Annotated in this window: 17 protein-coding genes; 6 read left to right on the plus strand and 11 right to left on the minus strand. The window is 66.2% G+C overall.

Translation table 11 applies throughout. The annotated features are described in order from the left end of the window. Nucleotides 1-259 precede the first annotated feature (259 nt). A complete protein-coding gene (locus ACQ4N9_RS22140) occupies nt 260-2119 on the plus strand; it encodes an acetyl-CoA hydrolase/transferase C-terminal domain-containing protein (RefSeq protein ID WP_390968231.1) in 1860 nt (619 codons plus the stop codon). A gap of 108 nt (nt 2120-2227) precedes the next feature. Here ACQ4N9_RS22140 and xpt read toward each other — a convergent pair whose 3' ends face one another. Beyond that, nucleotides 2228-2800, minus strand: coding sequence for a xanthine phosphoribosyltransferase (xpt, locus tag ACQ4N9_RS22145; protein WP_125466045.1), 573 nt, complete (start codon nt 2798-2800; stop codon nt 2228-2230). A 64-nt stretch (nt 2801-2864) separates the two neighbouring features. After that, entirely contained in the window at nt 2865-4874 is a 2010-nt protein-coding gene (gene rep, locus ACQ4N9_RS22150; RefSeq protein WP_110992021.1) for a DNA helicase Rep, read from the minus strand. 323 nt (nt 4875-5197) lie between these two features. Between rep and ACQ4N9_RS22155 the strand changes: the two genes are divergently transcribed. After that, the gene (locus ACQ4N9_RS22155) at nt 5198-6865 is read left to right on the plus strand and encodes a putative bifunctional diguanylate cyclase/phosphodiesterase (protein WP_390968091.1); all 1668 of its coding nucleotides are present in this window, start codon (nt 5198-5200) and stop codon (nt 6863-6865) included. Between the two features lie 110 nt (nt 6866-6975). On the opposite strand, the gene ACQ4N9_RS22160 is transcribed toward ACQ4N9_RS22155, so the two are convergent. Then, the gene (locus tag ACQ4N9_RS22160) at nt 6976-8364 is read right to left on the minus strand and encodes a NorM family multidrug efflux MATE transporter (RefSeq protein WP_390968092.1); all 1389 of its coding nucleotides are present in this window, start codon (nt 8362-8364) and stop codon (nt 6976-6978) included. Between the two features lie 156 nt (nt 8365-8520). On the opposite strand from ACQ4N9_RS22160, the gene ACQ4N9_RS22165 reads away from it, so the two are divergent. After that, complete coding sequence (locus ACQ4N9_RS22165; RefSeq protein WP_322359660.1) at nt 8521-9447, plus strand: LysR substrate-binding domain-containing protein; 927 nt, start codon at nt 8521-8523, stop codon at nt 9445-9447. A gap of 255 nt (nt 9448-9702) precedes the next feature. Then, nucleotides 9703-11682, plus strand: a complete 1980-nt coding sequence (locus tag ACQ4N9_RS22170) for a methyl-accepting chemotaxis protein (protein ID WP_430933731.1) — start codon at nt 9703-9705, stop codon at nt 11680-11682. A 127-nt stretch (nt 11683-11809) separates the two neighbouring features. Here ACQ4N9_RS22170 and hglS read toward each other — a convergent pair whose 3' ends face one another. Together hglS and ACQ4N9_RS22180 are read right to left on the minus strand one after the other, a co-directional pair. Further along, entirely contained in the window at nt 11810-13195 is a 1386-nt protein-coding gene (gene hglS / locus ACQ4N9_RS22175; RefSeq protein ID WP_390968093.1) for a 2-oxoadipate dioxygenase/decarboxylase HglS, read from the minus strand. A gap of 202 nt (nt 13196-13397) precedes the next feature. Continuing rightward, the gene (locus ACQ4N9_RS22180; protein WP_390968094.1) at nt 13398-14288 is read right to left on the minus strand and encodes a LysR family transcriptional regulator; all 891 of its coding nucleotides are present in this window, start codon (nt 14286-14288) and stop codon (nt 13398-13400) included. A 135-nt stretch (nt 14289-14423) separates the two neighbouring features. On the opposite strand from ACQ4N9_RS22180, the gene amaB reads away from it, so the two are divergent. Then, nucleotides 14424-15914 (plus strand): L-piperidine-6-carboxylate dehydrogenase, encoded by a 1491-nt coding sequence (amaB, locus tag ACQ4N9_RS22185; protein WP_110992028.1) that lies wholly within the window; start codon nt 14424-14426, stop codon nt 15912-15914. A 165-nt stretch (nt 15915-16079) separates the two neighbouring features. Beyond that, a complete protein-coding gene (amaA, locus tag ACQ4N9_RS22190; protein ID WP_390968095.1) occupies nt 16080-17366 on the plus strand; it encodes an L-pipecolate oxidase in 1287 nt (428 codons plus the stop codon). A 72-nt stretch (nt 17367-17438) separates the two neighbouring features. Here the strand turns inward: amaA and ACQ4N9_RS22195 are convergent, their stop codons facing one another. From ACQ4N9_RS22195 to ACQ4N9_RS22220, 6 genes are all read right to left on the minus strand, one after another. Then, nucleotides 17439-17906 (minus strand): SRPBCC family protein, encoded by a 468-nt coding sequence (locus ACQ4N9_RS22195; RefSeq protein WP_390968096.1) that lies wholly within the window; start codon nt 17904-17906, stop codon nt 17439-17441. Between the two features lie 28 nt (nt 17907-17934). Next, the gene (locus tag ACQ4N9_RS22200; protein WP_390968097.1) at nt 17935-21366 is read right to left on the minus strand and encodes an amino acid adenylation domain-containing protein; all 3432 of its coding nucleotides are present in this window, start codon (nt 21364-21366) and stop codon (nt 17935-17937) included. Nucleotides 21367-21376: 10 nt separating this feature from the next. Continuing rightward, nucleotides 21377-22306 (minus strand): diiron oxygenase, encoded by a 930-nt coding sequence (locus ACQ4N9_RS22205; protein ID WP_390968098.1) that lies wholly within the window; start codon nt 22304-22306, stop codon nt 21377-21379. After that, nucleotides 22303-23079 carry a DUF3050 domain-containing protein gene (locus ACQ4N9_RS22210; RefSeq protein ID WP_390968099.1) on the minus strand — a complete coding sequence of 259 codons (777 nt, stop codon included), beginning with the start codon at nt 23077-23079 and terminating at the stop codon, nt 22303-22305. Before ACQ4N9_RS22210 ends, ACQ4N9_RS22205 begins: the two co-directional genes overlap by 4 nt. A 590-nt stretch (nt 23080-23669) precedes the next feature. Further along, complete coding sequence (locus ACQ4N9_RS22215) at nt 23670-24242, minus strand: hypothetical protein (protein ID WP_390968100.1); 573 nt, start codon at nt 24240-24242, stop codon at nt 23670-23672. Between the two features lie 33 nt (nt 24243-24275). Beyond that, nucleotides 24276-24968 (minus strand): GntR family transcriptional regulator, encoded by a 693-nt coding sequence (locus tag ACQ4N9_RS22220; RefSeq protein ID WP_110992035.1) that lies wholly within the window; start codon nt 24966-24968, stop codon nt 24276-24278. Nucleotides 24969-25233: the final 265 nt, after the last annotated feature.

Below are 25233 nucleotides of genomic sequence, written 5' to 3' on the forward strand. Positions count from 1 at the left end.
CAAACCTCTGGAGGCCGGATGTACTCAATCCGGCCTCCAGTACTGCGCGTGCACTTCACCCATACCCATTAGCTGATTTCGCCTTTTCGATCTGATCAGCCACCCCTAATGTATAGGCGCGTGAGTAATTTCGCGGCGTGCGCGTTAAGCTTCGCGCCACCTGATTGTCCAGGCACTCAGACTCTGAACGTGTGAAGGCAACCAACGAGCCCGCCATTTGTCCAACCCACTGAACTCATGAGTGGCTCAGGAGGCGATGATGTTTCTCTGCTCGATCGATCAGGCCGTCGACCAAGTATTGACCCGCCTTCCTGCCCATATCCATGTTGGCCTGCCCCTGGGCCTGGGCAAACCCAACGCCTTCATCAACGCCCTGTACGCCCGGGTGCGCGACCTGCCTCAGCGCCGCTTGACGATCTACACCGCCTTGTCCCTCGGCCGTCCACCGCTCGGCGATGGCCTGCAACGGCGCTTCCTCGAACCCTTCGTCGAGCGCGTATTCGCCGACTACGAAGAGCTCACCTACGTCGCCGACCTGCGCGCCGACAGCCTGCCGCCGAACATCCGCGTCGAGCAGTTCTTCATGCAGCCGGGCAGCCTGCTGCACAGCGTCTCGGCACAGCAGGACTACATCAGCAGCAACTACAGCCACGCCGCCCGCGACATCAACGCCAAGGGCCTGAACCTGGTTGCGCAGCTGGTGGCCGGCACGCCTGAACGCCCGGATCACCTCAGCCTGGCCTGCAACCCCGACATCACCCTCGACCTGCTGCCGATGATCGAAAAGCGCCGCGCGGCCGGCGAAACCATCCTGCTGCTCGGCCAGGTGCACAGCGAACTGCCCTACATGCCCGGCGACTCGGAGCTGGCCATTAGCGACTTCGACCTGCTGATCGATGAACCCGAGCAACGCCGGCTGTTCTCCACCCCGAACATGCCGGTTACCACCCAGGACCATTGCATCGGCCTGCACGCCAGCAGCCTGGTGCGTGACGGCGGCACCCTGCAGATCGGCATCGGCGCCATGGGCGATGCGGTGGCGGCCGCCTTGCTGGCGCGCCAGGGTGACAACGACGGTTACCGGGCCCTGCTCGAGGCGTTGGATATCGGCCCGTGGCAGGCGCTGATCGAGCGGGAAGGGGGCCTGGATGCCTTCGCCCAGGGGCTGTACGGCTGCAGCGAGATGTTCGTCAACGGCCTGCTGGCCCTGGCCGAGGCCGGCGTGGTGCGCCGCCCGGCGGACGAGCAGGGCGTGCTGGTGCATGGCGGTTTCTTCCTCGGCCCGCAGGCGTTCTACCAGCGCCTGCGCGAGATGCCGCTGGCGCAGCGCGCGCAGTTCGCCATGACCCGCATCAGCTTCATCAACGAGCTCTACGGCCAGGAAGACCTGAAGCGCCGCCAGCGCCGCGACGCACGCTTCATCAACACCGCGTTCGGCATGACCCTGCTCGGCGCCGGTGTGGCCGACCAGCTGGAGGATGGCCGGGTGCTCAGCGGTGTGGGCGGGCAGTATAACTTCGTCGCCCAGGGCCATGCGCTGCAGGGCGGGCGCTCGATCCTGCTGCTGCGCAGCTGGCGCGAGGCGGGCGGGGAGGTCAGCTCCAACCTGTACTGGAGCTACGGCCACTGCACGATTCCCCGGCACCTGCGCGATATCGTGATCACGGAATACGGCATTGCCGACCTGCGCGGGCAAACCGACAGCGAGGTGATTGCGCGGTTGCTGGCGATCAGTGATTCACGGTTTCAGGCGCAGCTGATGGAGCAGGCCAAGGCGGCGGGCAAGCTGGCAAAGGACTTTGCGCTCGACGAGCGCTACCGCGACAACACCCCCGAGCGCCTGGAGGCGATCCATGCGCGGCATGCACGGCTGTTCCCGGAGTACCCGCTGGGCAGCGATTTCACGGCCCAGGAGCGCGACCTGCTGCGGGCGCTGAACTGGTTGAAGAGCAAGTTCAAGCTGAGCGAGGTGCTGGAGCTGGGCAAGGCGGCACTGGATGCGCCAGGGCCCGAGGCCTATGCGGTGCAGTTGGCGCGCATGGGGCTTGCGCAGCCACAGGGGCTGAAGGAGGAGCTTTACCAGCGGTTGCTGCTGGCAGGGTTGGCGGCGACTCGATAATGCCGGGCTGCACGGAACCCTGTGGGAGCGGGTTTACCCGCGAATGCGATGGTGGATCCGACATCGTATTCGCGGGTAAACCCGCTCCCACAGGATAGGTGTGTGGCCTTACTCGATGAACGAAACCACGCCACCTTCCAGCGACTTCACCCGCGCCAGCGATTCAACGCGGTAGCCCTGGCTGTCCAGCTCGGCACGGCCGCCCTGGAACGACTTCTCGATGACGATGCCAAGGCCCGCCACGGTGGCGCCGGCCTGCTTGATGATCGAGATCAGCGCCTGGGACGCCTTGCCGTTGGCCAGGAAATCGTCGATCACCAGCACGCGGTCGCTGCTGTTGAGGTGGCGTGGCGAGACGGCCACGGTGTTCTCGGTCTGCTTGGTGAAGGAGTACACCGAGGCGGTCAGCAGGTTCTCGGTCAGGGTCAGCGACTGGTGCTTGCGGGCGAAGATCACCGGCACGCCGAGCTTCAGGCCGGTCATCACCGCCGGGGCGATGCCGCTGGCTTCGATGGTGACGATCTTGGTCACGCCCGAGTCGGCGAACAGACGGGCGAACTCGTCACCGATCAGCTGCATCAGCGCCGGGTCGATCTGGTGGTTGAGAAACGCGTCGACTTTGAGAACCTGATCGGAAAGCACGATGCCTTCTTCGCGAATCTTCTGATGCAGTGCTTCCACTTTGTTTTCCTCGATGTAGCAAAGGTGGCCGCAAATAGCGGCAAAGTTAAAGAGTAATGGTTGATCAGCGTTTGAGCATGGCCCGGATATCGGCCAGCGCGTTGTTGCCCCGCGCGGCTTTGACTTCGACCGGCGCATCGTCCAGGCCTTCCCAGGCCAGGTCGTCCGGCGGCAGTTCATCGAGGAACCGGCTCGGCGTGCAGTCGATGATTTCGCCGTACTGCTTGCGCTTGGCGGCGAAGGTGAAGGCCAGGGTCTGGCGCGCGCGGGTGATGCCCACGTAGGCCAGGCGGCGTTCCTCTTCGATGGTGTCGGCCTCGATGCTCGAGCGGTGGGGGAGGATCTCCTCCTCCATGCCCATGATGAACACGTAGGGGAATTCCAGGCCCTTGGAGGCATGCAGGGTCATCATCTGCACGCCCTCGGCGTTCTCTTCCTCTTCCTGCTGGCGCTCGAGCATGTCGCGCAGCACCAGCTTGCCGATGGCGTCCTCGATGGTCATGTCACCCTCTTCGTCCTTCTCGAGGGTGTTCTTCAGCGCTTCGACCAGGAACCAGACGTTGCTGATGCGGAACTCCGCCGCCTTGTCGCTGGCGGTCTGCTGGCGGATCCAGTTCTCGTAGTCGATGTCGCGGATCATCTCGTGCAGCGCGGCGATCGGCTCGTCCAGGGCCACCTTGTGGCGTACGCCGTCGAGCCAGTGCTTGAAGCGCTGCAGGCGCTCGGTATAGCGCGCGTCCAGGTGCTCGCCCAGGCCCAGCTCCTCGCTGGCGGCGTACATCGACACGCCGCGCTCGGTGGCGTAGTTGCCGAGCTTTTCCAGGGTGGTCGAGCCGATCTCGCGGCGCGGCACGTTGATCACCCGCAGGTAGGCGTTGTCGTCGTCCGGGTTCACCAGCAGGCGCAGGTAGGCCATCAGGTCCTTGACCTCCTGGCGGCCGAAGAAGCTGTTGCCGCCGGACAGGCGATACGGCACCTGGTGGTGCTGCAGCTTCAGTTCGATCAGCTTGGCCTGGTAGTTGCCGCGGTAGAGGATGGCGAAGTCGCTGTACGGGCGGTTGGTGCGCAGGTGCAGGGTGAGGATTTCCATGGCCACGCGTTCGGCCTCGGCTTCCTCGTTCTTGCAGCGGATCACGCGGATCTCGTCGCCCACGCCCATCTCGCTCCACAGCTGTTTCTCGAACGCATGGGGGTTGTTGGCGATCAGCACGTTGGCGCAGCGCAGGATGCGGCTGGTGGAGCGGTAGTTCTGTTCGAGCATGACGATCTTCAGGGAGGGGTAGTCCTCCTTGAGCAGCATCAGGTTCTCTGGCCGCGCGCCACGCCAGGCGTAGATCGACTGGTCGTCGTCGCCCACCACGGTGAACTGGTTGCGCATGCCGATCAGCATCTTCACCAGCAGGTACTGGCTGGCGTTGGTGTCCTGGTATTCGTCCACCAGCAGGTAGCGCACGCGGTTCTGCCAGCGCTCGAGCACTTCGGGGTGCTCCTGGAACAGCTTGACCGGTTGCAGGATCAGGTCGTCGAAGTCCACCGCGTTGAACGCCTTGAGCGTGCGCTGGTAGTGGGTGTAGACGATGGCGGCGGTCTGCTCGCGCGGGTTGCGCGCCTTCTCCAGCGCCTCGGGCGGCAGGATCAGGTCGTTCTTCCAGGCACCGATCATGTTCTTGATCTCGTCGATGCCGTCGTCGCCGGAGTATTCCTTCTGCATGATGTCCGACAGCAACGCCTTGATGTCGGACTCGTCGAAGATCGAGAACCCCGGCTTGTAGCCCAGGCGCTCGTGCTCCTTGCGGATGATGTTCAGGCCCAGGTTGTGGAACGTACACACCGTCAGGCCACGGCCTTCCCCCGGGCGCAGCAAGGTGCCGACACGCTCCTTCATCTCGCGCGCGGCCTTGTTGGTAAAGGTCATCGCCACGATGTACTGGGCACGGATGCCGCAGTTCTGGATGAGGTGGGCAATCTTGCGCGTGATCACGCTGGTCTTGCCGGAGCCTGCACCAGCGAGCACCAAAAGAGGGCCGCCAACGTAGTCTCGGGCTTCCTGTTGCCGGGGATTGAGTCGGGACATGCTAGAAACCGGGGGTCGCCAGAAAATAGCCGCGCATTCTAACAGGCATCCAGGGTTTGTGGCGCGACCGTCTGACGTGTGAGTCAACCTTTTACCGCCTGCCAGGCGGGGTTTTTCACGGCTTGGCAGGGCAATACCGCCAACCGCCATGCAAATCCCCGAAATCCTGTTTGCCGGTTGCGCGGGTTTCGCGCAGGATGCACGTCAAAATGCGACGGGGCCCTGGTCAAGGATGACCATGACTAAAAGTGAAAATCATTTTCATTCGTTGCGGTAGGATACACCGCCCCCGCCGTTCCACCGTCCACGCCTAAGGAGCCCGCTTGTCCACGCCCGCCGAACCCCTGCGTTTGCTGCTGTTGGCCGATGAGCCGGAATGGGCCGCACGCTTGCGCGAATGCCTGCAGCCTCTGGGTGGGAGTGCGGTGCTGCTGACCGCGCCGAACTGGGCAGCGGTCGACAGCCTGTTCGCCAACGACCGCCAGGCCGTGGTGCTGGCCACCCCCGAGCTGCAGCCCGCCCCAGGGCGCTGCGAGCTGCCGACCATCCTGCTGCTCGAGCAGGAGCCTGCGGCTACACCGGTAGGCGTCAGCGACTGGCTGGTGCTGGCGCAGCTGGGCACCGACGCCCTGCGTCGCTCCCTGCGCCATGTACGCGAGCGCGGTGTACTGGTCGCCACCCTGCAACGTCTGGCCGAGCAGGACCCGCTGACCGGCATTGCCAACCGCCAGGGCTTCCAGGCCTTGCTGACGACGCGCCTGGCCGAAAACGAAGGCCGCGGCCTGGCCCTGGGCCACCTCGACCTCGACAACTTCCGCCACGTCAACGATGCCCTCGGCCACCAGGGCGGCGATCGCCTGATCCTGCAAGTGGTGGCACGGCTCAAGAGCCAGCTCGAAGCCACCGACCAGCTGGCGCGCCTGGGCAGTGACGAGTTCGCCCTGCTGATCGACACCCGGCGTGACGCCAACCGCGCCGAATGGATCGCCGAACGCATCACCGAGGCCCTGACCGAACCCTACTGGATCGACGGCGAAAGCCTGCTGCTCGGCTGCAGCCTGGGCATTGCCCACGCCCGCGCCCAGGCCGGCGCCGACCCGCTGATGTGGCATGCGCACATCGCCATGCGCCAGGCCAAGGGCAGCCAGGGTTGCACCTTCCATGTGTTCAACGAGCGCATCAACCGCAACGCCCGCAGCCTCGCCGACCTGGAAAGCGAGCTGCGCCGCGCCCTGCGCCGCGACGAGCTGGAACTGCACTACCAGCCACGGCTGAACCTCACCGACGGCCGTATCGTCGGCCTCGAGGCCCTGGTGCGCTGGAACCACCCGGAGCGCGGCCTGCTGCCGCCCAGCGAGTTCGTGCCGCTGGCCGAGCAGAGCGGGCTGATCGTGCCGCTGGGCTACTGGGTGATCTCCCGTGCCCTGAGCGATATGCAGGCCTTGCGCGAGCGCGGCCTGGCGCCGCTGCACATGGCGGTCAACCTGAGCTTCCGCCAGTTCCAGGACAGCCAGTTGCTGGCCACCCTGAGCCGGCTGATCGTCGAGCATGGCGTCGATGCGCGCTGGCTGGAGTTCGAGCTGACCGAAACGGCGGTGATGCGCCGCAATGAGCTGGTGCGCCAGACCATGGATGCCCTCGGGCGCCTCGGTGTGCGTTTCTCGCTGGACGACTTCGGCACGGGCTTCTCCTCGTTCGTGCACCTCAACAGCCTGCCGATCACCCTGCTCAAGGTCGACCGCAGTTTCGTCGGCGGCATGGAGCAGCGCGAAGAGAACCGCAAGCTGGTGCACGCGATGATCAACCTGGCGCACAACCTCAACCTGGAGGTGGTGGCCGAAGGGGTCGAGAGCGAGGAGCAGATGGCGTTGCTGCGTGAGTTCGGCTGTGATCAGGTGCAAGGCTTCCTGGTCAGCCGGCCACTGCCGGTGGCGGAGTTGATCGAGTACCTGTTGCAGGCCTCTGAGCCTAAATTGGCGGAAGTCCTCTAGGGCCTCATCGCTGGCAAGCCAGCTCCCACCCTGACCGCGCCGGCCTCAAGCCAGGCGCGATCCCTGTGGGAGCCGGCTTGCCGGCGATGGGTCGCAAAGCGGCCCCAAGTTCACACCGGCACTGCCGCCTTCGCCCCAACCCCCGCCTTGCCAATCATCCGCTTCATCCGCCATTCGAAGGCAAAGGTCAGCGCCACCGACGCACAGGCCAACCCCAGCGCCAGCCCCCACCAGATCCCCGGCGCCCCACCGCCAAGGGTGAAGGCGAACAACCAGGCACTCGGCGCCCCCACCAGCCAGTAGCACACCGCGCCGATCAGGAAGGTGGTGCGGGCATCCTTCAGGCCACGGATCGAGCCCATGGCGATGGTCTGCACGCCGTCGAACAGCTCGAACCAGGCCGCCACCATCACCAGTTGCACCGCCAGCTGGAAGATCGGCGCAAAGGCCGGGTCGTCACGGTTCACCAGCAAGCCCACCAGGTTGTCCGGCAGCAACAGGAACAGCGCGGCAAAGCCAAGCATCAGCGTGGCGCCGAAACCGATCCCGACACGCCCGGCACTGCGCGCCGCCAGCAAGTTGCCGGCGCCGTAGTACAGGCCCACGCGCATGGTCACCGCATACGAAAGCCCCGTCGGCACCATGAACGCGGTCGAGACGATCTGCAGGGCGATCTGGTGCGCCGCAAGCTCCGTGCTGCCAAGCACGCCCATGCACAGCGCGGCGAAGGCGAACAGCCCGACCTCGACCATGTAGGTGCCGCCGATCGGCAAGCCCAGGCGCCACAGCTCGCGCAGCGCCGGCAGCGAAGGGCGCATCAGGCCCTTGCGCAGCGGGTAGGCGGCATAGGCCTTGTGCCAGCGGATGTACAGCGCCAGGGCGATGGCCATGCCCACCGACACCACCGCAGTGACCAGGCCGATGCCCATCAGGCCCAGCTTGGGCAGGCCGAACATGCCCTCGATCAGCGCATGGTTGAGCAGGTAGTTGAGCACCGTGCCCACCAGGCTGATGACCATCACCGGCGTGGAGCGCCCCAGCGCACTGGTGAAGCCGCGCAGGGCCATGAACGTCAGGTAGCCGGGCAGGGCCAGCGGCAGCAGGGTGAGGAACTGCATGGCCGCGTCGACGTTCTCCGGCTGCTGGCCGAACAGCAGCAGCGCCGGCTTGAGGTTCCACAGCACCAGCGCCGCCGCCAGCGCCAGGCCCCAGGCCAGCCACAGGCCGCTCTGGGCCAGGCGGGTGGCGCCTTCGATGTCGTTGGCGCCCTTGCGAATCGCCACCAGCGTGCCGACTGCGGCGATTATCCCCAGGCAGAAGATCGACACGAACGAATAGCTCGCCGCCCCCAGCCCGCCACCGGCCAGCGCCTGCGGGCTGATGCGGGCCATCATCAGGGTGTCGGTGAGCACCATCAGCATGTGCGCCAACTGCGAGGCGATCAGCGGCCCGGCCAGGCGCAGCAAAGCCTTGAGTTCGGTGGTGGGCGCGACGTGCATGGGCTTGTCCTTGTGGGTGGGGCAATGAGCGAGCGGTCGATTCTGAGGCTTCGGTCAGCTTTGCACAAAAGGATAAATGCGATCACTGCCATGAGTCTGACTCATGCATGTATGATCCAGTGCACTGCCTCCACGGCCCCGCATGCCAGGTACGCCATGTCCCGCCAGCTCCCTCCGCTGTATGCGCTACGCGCATTCGAAGCCGCCGCGCGGCTGAGCTCCTTCACCCGCGCCGGGGTCGAACTGTCGATCACCCAGAGCGCGGTCAGCCGGCATATCCGCACGCTGGAAGAGCACTTCGCCTGCCGCCTGTTCGTGCGCAGCGGCCGCAGCCTGCAACTGACCGAGGCCGCGCGGGTGTTGCTGCCCGGCGTGCGCGACGGCTTCGCCGCGCTGGAGCGAGCCTGCGAGACCTTGCGCGGCGAAGACGACATCCTGCGCATGAAGGCGCCGTCCACCCTGACCATGCGCTGGCTGTTGGCGCGCCTGAGCCGCTTTCGCCACCTGCAGCCGGGCAACGAAGTGCAACTGACCAGCGCCTGGATGGACGTCGACCACGTCGATTTCAACCAGGAACCGTTCGACTGTGCGGTGCTGCTCAGCGACGGCAACTTCCCGGCCGACTGGGAGGTCCGCCGGCTGTTCAGCGAGCTGCTGATCCCGGTGGGGGCGCCGGACCTGCTCGACGATGCGCCCTGGGATGAGCGACGGCTGGCCGGCATCGAGCTGCTGCACCCCACCCCCGACAAGCGTGACTGGCGCGCCTGGCTGGCGCGCATGGGGCTCACCGACAAGGTGTCGCTCAAGGGTGGGCAGGTGTTCGACACCCTGGAGCTGGGCATGATCGCGGCTGCCCGTGGGTACGGGATCTCCATGGGCGACCTGCTGATGGTGGCCGAGGATGTGGCCCAGCGGCGCCTGAGCCTGCCCTGGCCGACGGCGGTGGCCAGCGGGCTGGATTATTACCTGGTGTGGCCCAGGACCCGGCCGGGGGGCGAGCGGTTACGCAGGTTGAGCGGGTTTTTGCAGGAAGAGGCGGTGGGGATGGACTTGCCGGATGTGCAGATCTTGCCGGTAGCGTGAGCGCCTGTGCCGGCCTCTTCGCGGGTAAACCCGCTCCCACAGGGATTGCGCAAACCCTGTGGGAGCGGGTTTACCCGCGAAAGGGTCTATGCCGAACGCAAAGGTTTGCGAATACCCCGGCCCGACACTCAAGTATTCCCCCGCGACGCCGATCCACTGGCACCAGCGTCCCGGAGAGGGCGCGATTCCCCGTCGATAGGAAGCGGGTGGTCAGCGTGATCAGGACGATCCCGGCCTCTTGCCAGGAGCTCATCCATGTCTCAACCGCGTGCCCGTATCGCCTCGCAACTCGGTATCGCCCTCGCCATCGTGCTGGCGCTGGTGATCACCGGCAGTACCCTGTTCGCCCTGCGTTCGCTGGACGACGCCAACCTCACCACCCGCCAGGCTCACCTGGGCAGCGAAGCGCGGCTGCTGGCCGACCAGCTGGACACCTTCCACGGTTCGCTCAGGGACAACACCCAGCGCCTCAGCGGGCTGTTCGAGCGCCGCTTCGCCACCGGCCTGGCCCTGCATGCGGGCGAGACGGTCAGCGTGGCCGGGGTCACCACCCCGGCGCTGTACCTGGGCGAACACCTGCTGAACAACGATTTCCACCAGGTCGACGAGTTCCAGCAGATGACTGCCGGGGTCGCCACCCTGTTCGTGCGCAGCGGCGACGACTTCGTGCGCATCAGCACCTCGCTGACCAAACAGGACGGCAGCCGCGCCATCGGCACCCAGCTCGATCGCCAGCACCCGGCCTACGCCAAGCTGATGGCCGGGCAGACCTACGTCGGCCGCGCCGTGCTGTTCGAGCGCAACTACATGACCCGCTACGTGCCGGTTAGTGACGGCAGTGGCCGGGTGATCGCGGTGCTGTTCGTCGGCTTCGACTACACCGACGCGCAAAACGCCCAGTTCGCCAACCTCAAGCGCTTCCGCATCGGCCAGACCGGCTCGCTGGCGCTGCTCGACGAGCAGGGCAAGTGGCTGGTGCCGCCGGCCGAGGTGCGTGACGGCGAAGCCGCGGCCCAGGCCATCAAAGGCCTCAAGGCCGGCGAGGGGCGTTTCTGGGAGAGCGCCGGTGTGCCGCAGTTCAGTGTCGCCATGCCGTTCGCCGAGGGCCCATGGACCGTGGTGGCGAGCATGCCGCAGGCAGAAATCCGTGAGGTGACCTGGAGTGTCGGCCTGCGCCTGGCCATCGGCAGCCTGCTGGCCATGCTGCTGGCCGTGGTCGCCACACTCTGGCTGCTGCGCCGCAAGCTGCGCCCGCTGGGCGACCTGGTGCGCCAGGCCGAGGCGCTGGGGGCCGGCAACCTCGATGCCCGCCTGAGCGTCACCAGCCATGACGAGATCGGCCAGCTCGCGCGCGGCTTCAACCAGATGGCCGACGCCCTGGCGACCATGGTCGAGCATATCCGCGAGGCCTCGGAGCAAGTCAGCGGCCGCGCCCGTTCGCTGTCGGGCCTGTCGTCCGGTGCCTGCGAGGGCATGGAGCAGCAGTCCGGCGAGATCACCAGCATGGCCGGCGCGGTGGAAGAGTTCAGCGCCACCTCGATGAACATCGCCGACAACATGGCCGGCACCGAACGCATGGCCCGCGACAACGCCCAGCAGACCCGCATCGGCCGCAATGCCATGGACCAGGCCTCGGCCTCGCTCAAGCAGATTGCCCAGGCGTTGGGCGGCACCGCGACGGTGATGGACACCCTGGGTGCCCGTTCGCAGGAGATCGGCGGCATCGTCGGGGTGATCACCGCGATCGCCGAACAGACCAACCTGCTGGCGCTCAACGCCGCCATCGAGGCGGCCCGTGCCGGCGAGCAGGGCCGTGGCTTTGCCGTGGTGGCCGACGAGGTACGTGGCCTGGCCGCGCGCACCCGCCAGGCCACCGATGAAATCTCGGTAATGATCGCCAGCATCCAGCAGCAGACCGGCCATGCCATCAGCACCCTGGAGCAGGGCAACCAGCTGATGCAGGAAGGTCTGGCGCGCAACGACAAAGTGGCCGAGGCCCTGGCGCGCATCGACGAGCAGAGCCGTACGGCGGGTGAGCAGTTCGCGGTGATCAGCACGGCGACCCAGGAGCAGAGCAGCACCGCGACGGTGCTCAGCCGGAATCTGCAGAGCATTGCCCAGGCCAACAGTGAGCAGCGTGATGTGGCCAATGAACTGGCCAATACCGCCCGCGAGCTGGAAGGGTTGGCGGGGCAGTTGCGCCAGGAAGTGGATCGGTTCCGTACCCAGCGATAGTGCAGTTGGGGCCGCTTTGCGGCCCTTTCGCCGGCAAGCCGGCTCCCACAAGAACTGCGTGCGCCGTAACTGTGGGAGCCGGCTTGCCGGCGAAAGGGCTGCAAAGCAGCCCCGGCGTCCTGAAGACTTACATCGAGCCCAGATCCAACGCCTGCGCACACGCCTGCAACGACCGCCGCTCGCTCTGCGCATACAACCCCAGCTCATCCTGCACGGCCAGCCCCAGCGCCGCCTCGAATGCCTCGCGGTTGGCATTGCTGCCGTACTCGGCCTGGCCCTCGTCGCCCAGGTTGGACTGGAAGATCCCCGCCGCACTCACCGGCAGGAAATCCTCGTACACCAGCGCCTCGTAATGCACGTGGCCAGCGTCGATCAGCCCTTGCAGGGTGGTCGGGCGGTCCGCCTGTCCGCGTGCGGCCAGGCCCTGTTCGGTCGCGAAGTAGCGGAAGTACGCCAGCCCCTGTTCGCGCATCTGCGCCAGGTCATCCGGGAACTCGGCGAACTGCGCCTCCAGCAGCGCCTTGTAGCGTTCGGCATTGGCCTCGGCCGGTACGCCCCCCAGGGCGGCGCGGGTGGCGTCGAGCAGGCGGTCGTACAGCTGGCGGCCCTTGGGCGTCAGCGCCGCGCCACGCTGTTCGATCTCGCCGAAGCGCGCCGTGTGGCTGCCCTGGGCATCGCTGAAGGCGACCTTTTCCTGCAATGCCTTGAAACTGGTCTGGCGCAGCAGGATCGGGTGGCGACGGGTGGGCGGGCCTTCGACCACGGCTTTGGGCGGGATGCCCTTGGCCGGCATGCCGACCTGGATCGCGTCGATGTCCAGGGTGCGCGGGGTCAGATGGTTGATGTGCGGGCCCTTGAACGCCACCACGTCGGCGATCAGGCGGTGCTGATCGTGCAACTGCTGGTACTGCTCGGCAGTGACCGTGGCGTCCTGGTGCCAGCGGAAGGTGTGCAGGGCTTCGTTGACGAAGTGTTCGGCGTCGCTCGCGTTCAGGCCGCCGTCGCGTTCGCATTGGGCAATCAGCTCCAGCGCTCGCGGGGTGAAGATCTGCCGTTGGTTGAGGATGCCCTGGGCCAGTTCGCGCAATTGCGGGTTGTCGATCAGCTCCAGGCGCAGCAGCGAGGTGAACACGCGGAACGGGCTGACGTGCAGCGACTGTTCGTGCACCGCGCGAAAGGCGGTGGAATGCACCGGCACACCGGCCGAGCTGAGGTCGTAGTAGCCGACCGGGTGCATGCCCATCACCGCGAACAGCCGGGCGATGGTGGCGAGTTCTTCGGCGGTGCCGACGCGGATGGCGCCGTGGCGCTCCTGGTCGAGGCGCTCGATCTCGCCGGTCCAGCGCAGGGCCTCGGCCACCTTGGGCTGCTCGGCCATGACCTGCTGGTTGATCTCGCTCACCAGCTCAAGCAGCGTGCCGTAAAGGGGCACTTCCTGTTTGTACATGAGCGACATGGCGGCAGAGAACTGCGCGCGGATGCTGTCGGGGCTGACGAAATCGTGGGCGGGCATCGCAAGCTTCCTGGTTAGGTTCGGACGCTTACATGAAAGCTGGGAATGGAGTTGCCGTACAAGCGAAAAAAAGTGAGTGTTTCATTCCTTTTTTGATCGACATCGAGGGCCCTTTCGCGGGTAAACCCGCTCCCACAGATATTCCACTGGCCTTGAGCCTTGCGTGACCCCTGTGGGAGCGGGTTTACCCGCGAAGAGGCCTTCAAGCCGTAAGCTGCTCGCGAACCCATTCGACCAACGCCCGCACCTTCGGCACCTCCGCCGCATGCTCGGCATACGCCAGGTAATGCGCGCCATTGCTCTTCATCGCATGGTCCCAGGCCATCACCAGGCTGCCCTCGGCCAGCTCCCTGGCCACCAGATAGCGCGGCACCAGCGCCACCCCACACCCCGACTGTGCCGCGCTCAACGCCATATAGAACGTATCGAAACGCGGCCCGTGGTAGCTGTTGTCGGTGTGCAGCCCCTGTTCCAGGAACCACTCATGCCACGCCTCCGGGCGTGAGGCGCTCTGCAGCAGCACCAGCTCTGCCAGCGCACCCGCGTCCGCCAGCGTGCGCCCCTGCAGCAACTCCGGCGCACACACCGGCACCACTTCCTCGCCGAACAGCTCCACGCAGGTCGCCCCCGGCCAGGTGCCCTGGCCGTAGAAGAACACCACGTCCGCCGACCCTTGCAGCAGGGCGAACGGCTCCATCTCGTTGCGGATGTCCAGGTGGATGTTCGGGTGGCGCTTGCCGAAGCCTTTCAGGTGCGGGATCAGCCAGCGCACGCCAAAACTCGGTTGAGTGGCTACCTTGAGTACTTCGGTCTGCGTGCCGTAGGTCTGCACGTAGCGGCTGGACATGTCCACCTGGGTGAGGATCTTGTTGACCTCGGCCAGGTACAACGAGCCTGCGGGGGTGAGCTGCAGGCGCCGGCGGATGCGCAGGAACAGGTGGTGGCGCAGCATCTCCTCCAGTTGCGCGACCTGCTTGCTGACCGCGCTCTGGGTCAGGTGCAGCTCTTCGGCGGCGCGGGTGAAGCTCAGGTGGCGCGCCGCAGCCTCGAAGCACTGCAGGGCGGTCATGGACGGTACCAGGCGTTTGGACATAGCGGTCTCGGCGGCTCGAATCATTACCTGCCGGAATGATATGCGGAATAAAGGTCGTTTGTTGCACTTGTGTAATCGGATTAATACTGACCCACGTCATTTTCCAACCCTTCACACGATGAAAGGAGAAGCACAATGGTTGCTGGATTGCTCGAGCGCCTTGGCGTTGCCGCCACGGCTTACACCCAGGGCGACTACCCTGTTCACACCCCGATCGACGGCAGCCAGATCGCCTCGGTGAAACTGCTCGGCAAGGCCGACACCATTGCCCGCATCGACCAGGCCCAGCAGGCCTTCGAAGCCTGGCGCAGCGTACCGGCCCCGCGCCGTGGCGAGCTGGTGCGCCTGTTCGGTGAAGTGCTGCGCGAACACAAGGCCGACCTCGGCGAGCTGGTCTCGATCGAAGCTGGCAAGATCACCCAGGAAGGCCTGGGCGAAGTGCAGGAAATGATCGACATCTGCGACTTCGCCGTCGGCCTGTCGCGCCAGCTGTACGGCCTGACCATCGCCTCCGAGCGCCCGGGCCACCACATGCGTGAATCCTGGCACCCGCTGGGCGTGGTCGGCGTGATCAGCGCCTTCAACTTCCCGGTCGCCGTGTGGGCGTGGAACACCGCACTGGCCCTGGTGGCCGGTAACTCGGTGGTGTGGAAGCCGTCCGAGAAGACCCCGCTCACCGCCCTGGCCTGCCAGGCGCTGTTCGAAAAAGCCCTGAAAGCCTTCGGCGATGCGCCGGCCGGCCTGAGCCAGCTGGTGATCGGCGGCCGCGAAGCCGGTGAAGCCCTGGTCGACGACCCGCGCGTGCCGCTGGTCAGCGCCACCGGCAGCACCCGCATGGGCCGTGAAGTGGGCCCACGGGTGGCGGCACGCTTCGGCCGCAGCATCCTCGAACTGGGTGGCAACAACGCCATGATCCTCGCCCCGAGCGCAGACCTGGACCTGGCCGTGCGCGGCATCCTGTTCTCCGCCGTCGGCACCGCCGGCCAGCGCTGCACCACCCTGCGCCGCCTGATCGTGCACCGCTCGATCAAGGATGAAGTGGTTGCCCGGGTCAAGGCCGCCTACGCCAAGGTGCGCATCGGCGACCCACGCAAGGACAACCTGGTCGGCCCGCTGATCGACAAGCTGTCGTTCGACGCCATGCAAGGCGCGCTGGCCAAGGCCCGCGATGAAGGCGGCCAGGTATTCGGTGGCGAGCGTCAGCTGGCCGAGCAGTACCCGAACGCCTACTACGTGACCCCTGCTATCGCCGAGATGCCGGCCCAGAGCGACGTGGTGCGCCACGAGACCTTCGCGCCGATCCTCTACGTGCTGGCCTACGACGACTTCGAAGAGGCCCTGCGCCTGAACAACGAAGTGCCACAGGGCCTGTCGTCGTGCATCTTCACCACTGACATTCGTGAGGCCGAGCGCTTCCAGAGTGCTTCGGGCAGCGACTGCGGCATCGCCAACGTCAACATCGGCACCAGCGGCGCCGAGATCGGCGGGGCGTTCGGTGGCGAGAAAGAGACCGGCGGTGGCCGTGAGTCCGGCTCCGATGCCTGGAAAGGCTACATGCGTCGCCAGACCAACACCGTGAACTACTCGCGCGAGCTGCCGCTGGCGCAGGGTATCGTGTTCGACTGATGGGTTGATGCTGCATGGCCGGGGGCTATGCCCCCGGTTCGCGGGTAAACCCGCTCCCACAGGAGCTCCACCGCCCTTGAGGCCTGTGTGGTCCCTGTGGGAGCGGGTTTACCCGCGAAAGGGCCGCACAGCGGCCCCAACAAGAACAACAGCTGGAGCCGGGCCATGTCCGAACTGCGTCAAGAATGTCTGTGGGAACACGTCACCCAGCCGACCGTCGCCGCCCAGGCCCTGGCCGGCGAGCACAAGGCCGATGTCTGCGTGATCGGCGGCGGCATCACCGGGCTGTCCGCGGCGATCCACCTGCTGGAGCAGGGCAAGTCGGTGATCCTGCTGGAGGCCTGGAAGATCGGCCACGGCGGTTCCGGGCGCAACGTCGGCCTGGTCAACGCCGGCACCTGGATCCGCCCCGATGATGTCGAGGCCACCCTCGGCCAGAAGCAAGGCAGCCGCCTGAACAAGGTGCTGGGCGAGGCGCCGGGCGAGGTGTTCGCCATGATCGAGCGCTTGGGTATCGACTGCCAGGCACAGCACAAAGGCACCCTGCACATGGCGCACAACGCCACCGGCATCGCCGACCTCGAAGCCCGCCACCAGCAATGGTCGCGCCGTGGCGCCGATGTCGAGCTGCTGACCGGCGCGCAATGCCAGGAATACTGCGGTACCGACAAGATTTCCGCCGCGCTGCTCGACCGCCGCGCCGGCACCATCAACCCCATGGGCTACACCCAGGGCCTGGCGGGCGCCGTGGCCCGCCTGGGCGGCAAGCTGTTCCAGCAATCCGCTGTCGAGGGCCTGGAGCGCGACGGCGCTGCCTGGCGGGTGAAGACCGCGCGCGGCGCGGTGCGCGCCGACAAAGTGGTGATCTCCACTGGCGCCTACACCGAAGGCGACTGGAGCAACCTGCAGAAGCAGTTCTTCCGTGGCTACTACTACCAGGTGGCCTCCAAGCCCCTGCACGGCGCGGCTGCCGACAAGGTCCTGCGCCATGGCCAGGGCTCGTGGGACACCCGCACCGTGCTCAGCAGCATCCGCCGCGACGACCAGGGCCGCCTGCTGCTCGGCAGCCTGGGCCGGGTCGACAACAAGCCTGCGTGGTTCGTGCGCAGCTGGGCCGACCGCATCCAGAGCCACTACTACCCGGAGCTGGGCAAGGTCGAGTGGGAAATGCACTGGACCGGCTGCATCGACTTCACCCCCGACCACCTGATGCGCCTGTTCGAGCCGGCGCCGGGGCTGGTGGCGGTGACTGGCTACAACGGCCGTGGCAACACCACCGGCACGGTGATTGGCCGGGCGTTCGCCGAGTTCCTGCTCAAGGACGATCCGGACAGCCTGCCGATCCCGTTCTCGCCGATGAAAGGGGTGAGTGCGCCATCGTTGCGCACGGCGTTCTATGAGTCGGGGTTCTCGCTGTATCACGCCGGGCAGTGCCTGCGCGTGGTGCTGTAAGCCGCCGGCAGGGTTGCCCAACGACAAAAAGCCGCGCCCCCGGGGGACGCGGCTTTTTGTCGTTGGGCGGGGTCAGCTGAGCAGGTTTTTCACATTGCTCATCGCCTCATCGGCAAAGCCCTGCAGGAACGCCTGGAAGCCTGGCAGCGCCTCGGCCCCGCCTTGCAGGGGTTCGGCCTGGATGGTCCAGGTGGCGCGGCTGTGGCCGGCATCGAGCGCCTCCACGGCCATCGCCGCCCACAGGTTGCCGATGTTCAGGCTGGTGTAGATCAGGCTCCAGGTCATGTGCATGGCCTGCTCATCACGGGCGTTGAGCTGTTCGATCACCACGTTGCCGTCCTTGAACAGCTTCTTGCGCACCGAACGCACGCCGCTGCCAGTCATGTCGATGTGCGCCAGCGCCGGGATGAACACCGGGAAGCCGGCGAAGTTGCCGACGATGTTCCAGACGCTGGCGGCGGGCGCGGCGATGTCCACGCTGGCCACCACCTGGCAGCCTTCGGGGTTGCGGATCAGGGTATCGGGCTTGAGTGCTTGCATGTCGTGTTGCTCCGGTTGTGGATAAAGGTCAGATAAAGCCGATGTCGGCCAGGTAGCGGCAGCCCCGGCGCAGCAGCGCCGGGCTCTTGCTCGGGTAATGGCTGCCCATGCGCCGCACGCCGGCGCGGGCGTTGTCGTGGGCGATGCCGCCGATGTCGCCGATGTCTTCGCCGAAGCCGTCCAGGTAGAAACCGAGGACGTCATACAGCGCGTTGTCGCGGTCGATCCGGCGCAGGCGCTGTTGCCAGTGCTCGACGCTGACCAGCTCGAAGGCATGGCCCTGCTCGCGGAACGACGCCAGGTAATCGCTCCAGCGCAGCGGCTCGGGGTTGTGCAGGTTGAACACGCATTCGCCGGGCTGGTGGCGGCTGCTGTGGAAGGCGATGAAACGGGCGAGGAAGTCCACCGGCATCAGGTCGAAATCGATCTCCAGGCGCGGCACCTGGCCCAGCTGTAGCGAGCCCTTGAGCATCAGCATCAGGCGGTTGCTGTGGGGCTGGCAGACGCCGGTGCGGCTGTCGAAGGTGATGTTGCCGGGGCGGAACAGGTTGACCCACACCCCTTGCGCGCGGGCGCGCTGCAGGATGCGCTCGCCGACCCATTTGCTCAGGTTGTAGCCGTTGCGGATGTACAGCGGCGGCGTCGCCGCGGGCTCGGCCTCCAGCACCTGGCCTGCGGCGTCCACGGCACTGCAGGCGGACAGGGTCGAGACGAAGTTGAAGATTTTCTTGCGCCGGCCCTCGCACAACTGCAGGCACTCGAACAGCGGCTCGATGTTGTCGGCGGCCAGCGCCTGGTAGTCGAGCACATGGTTGACTTGCGCTGCGTTGTGCAGCAGCGCGCCGTAGTGTTGGTCCAGGTAGTCGTAGTCGGCCTGGGCCAGCCCCAGGCGCGGCTGGCGCAGGTCGGCTTCGAACACCCGCACGCGGGCCATGTCCAGCTCCAGCTGGTTGTCGCGCAGCGCCTGGGCGAAGCGTTCGCTGGCCGTGCGGCCGCTGGCGCAGCGCACCAGGCAGGCCACTTCGCTGGCGCCCCAGTCCAGCAGCGCCTCGACCAGGTGCACGCCGACGAAGCTGTTGGCGCCGGTGACGATCACCTTGTGCACATCGCCCAGTCGTTCCACCGGCAGCACCCGCAGGCCCAGTTCGCGCTGCGCGTCCTGTTCAGGGCGGGCCAGAGGGTCCTGCTGCACGGCCTCGACACCGTCGAGCAGCGCGCCCAGGCGTTGCACGGTCGGTTGCTCGATGAAGCGGTTGATCGCCACCCCCTGGCCGAAGCGTTCACGCACTTCCAGCAGCAGGCGCGACAGCAGGATCGAGTGGCCCCCCAGGTTGAAGAAGCTGTCGTCGATGGCGATATCGGCCTCGGGCAGTTCCAGCAATTCGCTCCACACCTCGCGCAGCTGATGCTCGGTGGCGGTCTGCGGTTGCAGGTGCTGCTGCGCCGGCAAGGCCAGTGGCCGCAGCAGCAGCGCCTGGCGGTCGACCTTGCCATTGGCGGTGTAGGGCATCTGCTCCAGCACCTGGTAGAACATCGGGCGCATGTAGTCGGGCAGGCTGCTTTCGGCGTGCTCGCGCAGCAGCGCCAGGGCCTCGGCGTTTTGCGGGTGGGCGAGGAAGGCCAGCACCCGCCGCTGGGGGTCGATCACCACCGCCACCTGGGCGAACAGGCGGGCGTCGCGCAGGCAGTGCTCGATCTCCTCGGGCTCCACGCGAAAGCCGCGGATCTTCACCTGGTTGTCGCGTCGCCCGCACAGCTCGATGCCCTGGGCGGTCCATTTGCCGATATCGCCGGTCCGGTAGGCCCTGAGCGAGCGGCCATCGGGCAGGCCCAGCTCGACAAAGCGCTCGGCCGTCAGCAGCGGATTGTTCAGGTAACCCAAGCCAACGCCGGGCCCGGCGATGTACAGCTCGCCGGGGGTCTGCTCCAGCACCGGGCGCAGGGCGTCATCGAGGATCAGCACCTGGGTGTTGGCGATCGGCCGCCCGAGGTTGCGGTTGCTGTCATCCGGCGCCATTACCCGCGTGGTGGCCAGCACCGTGGTCTCTGTCGGGCCGTAGATGTTGTGCATCCGGCACTGCCCGGCCAGCCGTGCGATCACTTCGGGTTCGCAGACATCGCCCCCGGTGATCAGGTGCTGCAGGCCCAGGTGTTCGTCGCGCGGCAGGATGCTCAGCAGGGCCGGCGGCAGGAACGCATGAGTGATTTCCTGGCTGTGGATAAGTGCCAGCAGTTGCCGCGGGTCGCGGCGCTGGTCTTCGCCAGGCAGCACCAGTTCGGCACCGCAGGCGAAGGTTGGCAGGATGTCCAGCAAGGATGCGTCGAAGCCGATGGTGGAAAACTGCAGTACCCGGCTGTGCCGATCCAGCGCCACGTGCTCGCGGTACCAGGCCATGAAATGCATCAGGTTGCCCTGGCTGAGCAGCACGCCCTTCGGCTGGCCGGTGGTGCCGGAGGTGTAGATCGCCACGCAGGGTTGCCCGACGTGCGCTTCGCGCAGTACCAGGCTCGGCAGCTCAGGGCCCTCCAAAGGCGCAATGTCACGGACGTCCAGGTGGGCGATGGCGGCAGGCAACTGGCCGTCATGCAGCAGCACGCAGGCGCCGGCATCGTCGAGGATGCGTTGGCGCCGCCCCGCTGGCGTGGCCGGGTCCAGCGGCAGGTAGATGGCGGCGCAGCCCAACACCGCCAGCAGGCTGGCGTAGAGCTCGGGCGACTTGCCCATGCACACCGCCACCACCGGCGGGGACGCGTGGGCGCCGGCCAGCAGCGGTAGCAGGGCTTGCTGGATGGCGGCTGTGCGGGCGTGCAGCTGGCGATAGCTATGGCGCTGGCCAGCGTCATGCAATGCCGGGGATGCGGCGTGCCGGCGCAGGCTCTGCTCCAGCTGCCCGACCAGGCTGCCCTGGGCCTGCTCCAGCAGGTCGGCACGCAGCGCACGGTTGAACGGATGCCGGTAGGCCAACGCCTCCAGCCAGCCCAGGCCGTGCTCGTGTTCGCTGGCGCCGGGGCTGACCGCCGGCGCCTCCTGCAGGTGCAGCGGGTTGCGGGCAAAGCGGGTGACGTGCAGGGCCAGTTGGTCGCACAAGGCCTGCAAGGTGTCTTGGTACAGTTGCTGGCCATTGCCCGAATCCGGCGCGGGCACCGGCAGCCGCTCGATCAGGCGCTGGGCACTGGCACTGCCGCACCAGCACAGGGTTTCCAGGTGCGGCAAGGTCTCGCCCAAGCGGGCGCCCAGGCGCAACCTGAGCAATGGCGTGCTGCCCAGTGCCTGCCAGTCGCCGCTGGCCAGGGCCAGGCTGCCGTCGTCCACCACCAGCCCGGTGGCGGGCGACAGCTGCTGGCGCAGGGCCTGCGCACTGTCCGCCGTGGTGGTGCCATGGCCATGTTCGTCGAGCAGGCGGGCAAAGGCGCCGATGGCGGGGCTGGTGCCCACCAGGAATATGTCGAGGCGTCTCATGATCGGTTCCTCAGGGCAGGTAGTCGCGCAGCGCGTCCTGCACGCAGGCCGATTCGAGCATCGAGCTGCTGCGCAGGAAACGCAGGATGTTGCCCAGCAGCGGGTGCTGGTGGTTGATCGGGTAGGCCAGGCCCCGAGCCTCCTCGCGCAGGGCCTCGCGCACCGCCTCGTCCACCGGCAGCGCGGCGATCAGGGCGAAGTCGAAGGCCTGCTGGATCTCGTTGGTCAGGTACTGGCCGAGGAACACCGGCAGTACCTCGGCGATCGCTTGCCGTTCGGCCTCTGGCGCGGCCTGCCAGTAGATCCGTGTGAGGCGGGCCCAGAAGCTCGAATGGCGGCCTTCGTCGAGCAGGTGGTCGGCCATCAGCCCCTTGACCGACGGTTTGACCGAATCATCCCGGGCGAACGCCGCGACATCGTCGGTCAGGGTGTTCTCGGCGATGCCCACGCACACCAGCTCCAGCGCGTCGCGCAGCGCTTCGGGCACCTGCTCCAGCGCCGCCGGGATGGCCCGGCTGAGTTCGATTTCCTCGGGCAGGGCGATCGGCGCGATGCCGGTCAGGGCGATGGTCTGCTGCAGGAAGTCCATGGCCACCAGGGCGTGGTAGTCCTCGTCGACCACCACGGTCATCGCGTCGTAGCGGCAGGCGAACGGGAAGCGCACGGCGAAGCGATCCTTGGCGATGCGCCGGGCGGTCCGGTCGACGATCTCGGTCTCGAAGATCACCACGTCGTTGATGAACTTGTAGAGGCTCTGCACCAGCACGAAGTCGCGCAGCTGCGGGCATTCGCGCTGGAAGGTGGCACCCAGCACCAGCGGCTGGCGGCTCAGCGGGTAGATCAACCGCTGGTCGTCCTCCAGCCGGCGCCGGGGGCGGGTGCGGATGGTTGCGCGTGCCTCCCAGGCGTCGGCGAAGGAGCGGTAGTCCACGGCGTTCATGGGTTGACCTCGGCGACCGGCGCCTGCAGCGCGGCGCGCAGGCGATCCCACAGGGCCATGCGGCTGTCCACGGCGTCGATGGCGGCGGCATGCACCTCCTCCTGGCGCAGCGGGTCATGCTCGACCAGGCGGGCCAGCAACTGCTCCGCGGCGGGGCCGTGGTCCTCGGAGTCGACTTCGATATGGCGCTGCAGGTAGTAACGGAAGGTCGGGGCCTGTTCGCTGCCGATACCCCACTCGTCGAGGATCTGCTGGAACATGGTCGGGATGACGCTTTCCCGGCCATGCAGGAAGGCCGCGGCCACACGGTGGGCAGGCGCATGCAGGGCCACTTCGAGGGTATCGCGCACGAATCGCTGGGCGGCGTCGCTGGCTTCGCAGCGCACCAGGGCGCTGAGCGCATCGACGCCTTGTTGCTGCAGGCTGATGAAGCGCTCGATGGCCTGGGTGCTGGCGCCGACCTCGCGCATGGCGTCCAGGTACAGCTCGAAATGGCTGTAATGGCCGTGGTCGAGGCGGTCGTCCGACTCCTCGCCGAGCACGATCTCGTTGATCAGCCGCGCGGCGGCCGGGTCGGCCGGGGGTAGCCAGGGCAGGCTGACGCAGGTCAGTTCCTGCTGCAGGCGCTTGGTCAGCGACATGAAGTCCCATACCGCGAATACATGGGTTTCCATGAACCGTCGCAAGGTCGCCAGCGAGTCGATTTCGGAGAACAGCGGGTGTTGGGAAAGTGCATGTTTTTTATGGTCGAGAGTGCGCTTCAATGTGCTCATGGAGGCTCCATTGGTTGTTGGTTTAAGTGTGGCAAGTTGTCCGTGCTCACTGTATTCAGGGCGAGCAAGTGCCCCGAACAAAGTTTCGCTGCAGATCAATAAGCCTAGGCCGCATGGGATGTTGCGGGCTGCTGTTCACGGTTGCCGCCGCGCTGCTGCACGGGGTGAGACAGAACTTAAAGCAATGACAAAGTTTGCTGCAATTGTTTTTTTAATTATTTTAAAGTTTGAGTATTTGCAAGTTGAGTGAGTGCGTTAAAACTTATTTAAAAGTTTTAATTTGGCAATAAGGTGCTCCTTCCGACAATTAACTATCAGAAAAACAAACAAGGAGTGAATGCTTCACTCGGAGCACTGATGAATGGGTGTTGAAGACGTTGAACTGTTAAGGGGCGGCTGATCGTGCTGCGGTCCTGGCCCCGGTGGCAGGCTCCTTCTGCGGGTGGAAGTGGCTGCAGGCGGCCAGGTCCGCTTTTAAATCAGCGGCCGCTGCAGTGTGTAGAGTGTGCTCAAAAGGCTGGCACCGCCATGGTCTGCGATGGATCGAGCAGTACCGGCGCCGTGATCACGGGCGTGAAACGCGGGTGGGGTCAGGCGAAACAGAGAAGCCCAAGGTGGGCATTGAGGACGCTTATCAGGCGTTGGTCGCCTGGCTGGCTGTGGGCCGGCAGCTCGACAAGCTCGAGCTCCCGGGGGGCAAGGCGCTGCCAGCCAAGCATGGCGGCCAGCGTTTCGGGGGGATAGAACGCGGTCACCGGCACCTGGATGTGCTCGGTTAGGCCACCTTCGGTGGCGTCAGGGCTGTCACAGCTGGAAACAAACAAACGTCGGGTTTGCCCAGGGTTGCTGCGCTGTGCCAGGTAGGTCAGGGCCAGCGCCAGGTGTGCGGCTTCATCCTGGGCAAACAGGGCGTGGGGGTGAGCCAGGAAGGGTTGCAGGCGGCTGGCCAGGGTGCGGGCCAGCGCAGGGAGGGACTGTGGGGCGTCGAGCTCAGCGGCGGGCACCGTGGCGCTGATGTCGACGGCGACCAGCTCGATGGGGTCGCTCAAGGCACGGGACCAAGTGCGGTACTGGATCAGCTGCTGGCGACTGCTGGCCAGGCAGATCAGGCGAATGCTGGGCAGTCGCGCGGGATCCTTTGCCTGTGGAGTGTGCTCGTGCACGGGCGTTCCTCTTGCCGGACACCTGCCGCGGGGTCAGCCGGCAGTTTGCCTGTCGAGGTATTTCCTGATGGTCCGGGCGGCATTGTTCAGGTGTGCTTCCAGCAGCCTGACGGCTTCGTCCACCAGCTTGTCGCTGGCGGCATCGGTCAGGGCGATGTGATCGTCCTGGGTGAGCTTGCCGAGCCCCATGGACGACAGGTGGAAGCGCAGGAAGCGTTCTTCTTCGTTGAGCTCGATTTCAATCAGGCGCAGCAGCTTCTGGTTCCCCGCCTTGCTGTAGAGCGTCATGTGGAACAGCCGGTTGAGGCGGCCGATCTCGGCGTGGCGGGTTTCGTTTTCCAGCTGTTGGATGTAACCCCGGGCCAGGGCAATGTCATCGGCGTCGAGCAGCGGGATCGACTGGCGCAGGGCCTCGGTCTCGAGGATGACGCGCAGGGCATAGGTGTCCACGGCGTCCTCGCCGATCAGCGGTGCGACCACCGCGCCCTTGTGCATCACCACCTGCAGCAGCGACTGCGCTTCGAGCTGGCGCAAGGCTTCGCGTACCGGCATGCGGCTGACGCCGAACAACGAGGCCAGTTCCTGTTGGCGCAAGGCGGTGCCTGGGGGCAGGCGGCCATCGAGGATGGCGCTGCGCAGGCGTTCTTCGATCACACTGCGGGCCAGGTGCGCCGGTACTTGCTCGCTGCCCAGCACGGTGCTCAGGAGTTTGGGTTTCTCAGCCACGCGGGTTTTGCCTCGGCAACATGAAAATTGGATCCAATAACCCTAGTGAGGGAACGGGGGTCTTGTCAAACCGCTTGCTTGGCGAGGCCTGCAGCCGGTGAAGAAACGCGGCTATCGTGAAGCAAGTCGCAGGCCTTGGGAAGTCGGCGAAAAGACCGCAGCCCGTACGAAGCCTGTTTGCCGACGGCTGGCAAACGGGCCACAACCTGCCATTGTCTTTTGCCATACCTGCCCGCACCATCGCGGCTTCCAACTGATTCTGAAC

Origin of the sequence: Pseudomonas sp. ES1 (assembly GCF_050586605.1) — a bacterium.
GTDB classification, from domain to species: domain Bacteria; phylum Pseudomonadota; class Gammaproteobacteria; order Pseudomonadales; family Pseudomonadaceae; genus Aquipseudomonas; species Aquipseudomonas sichuanensis.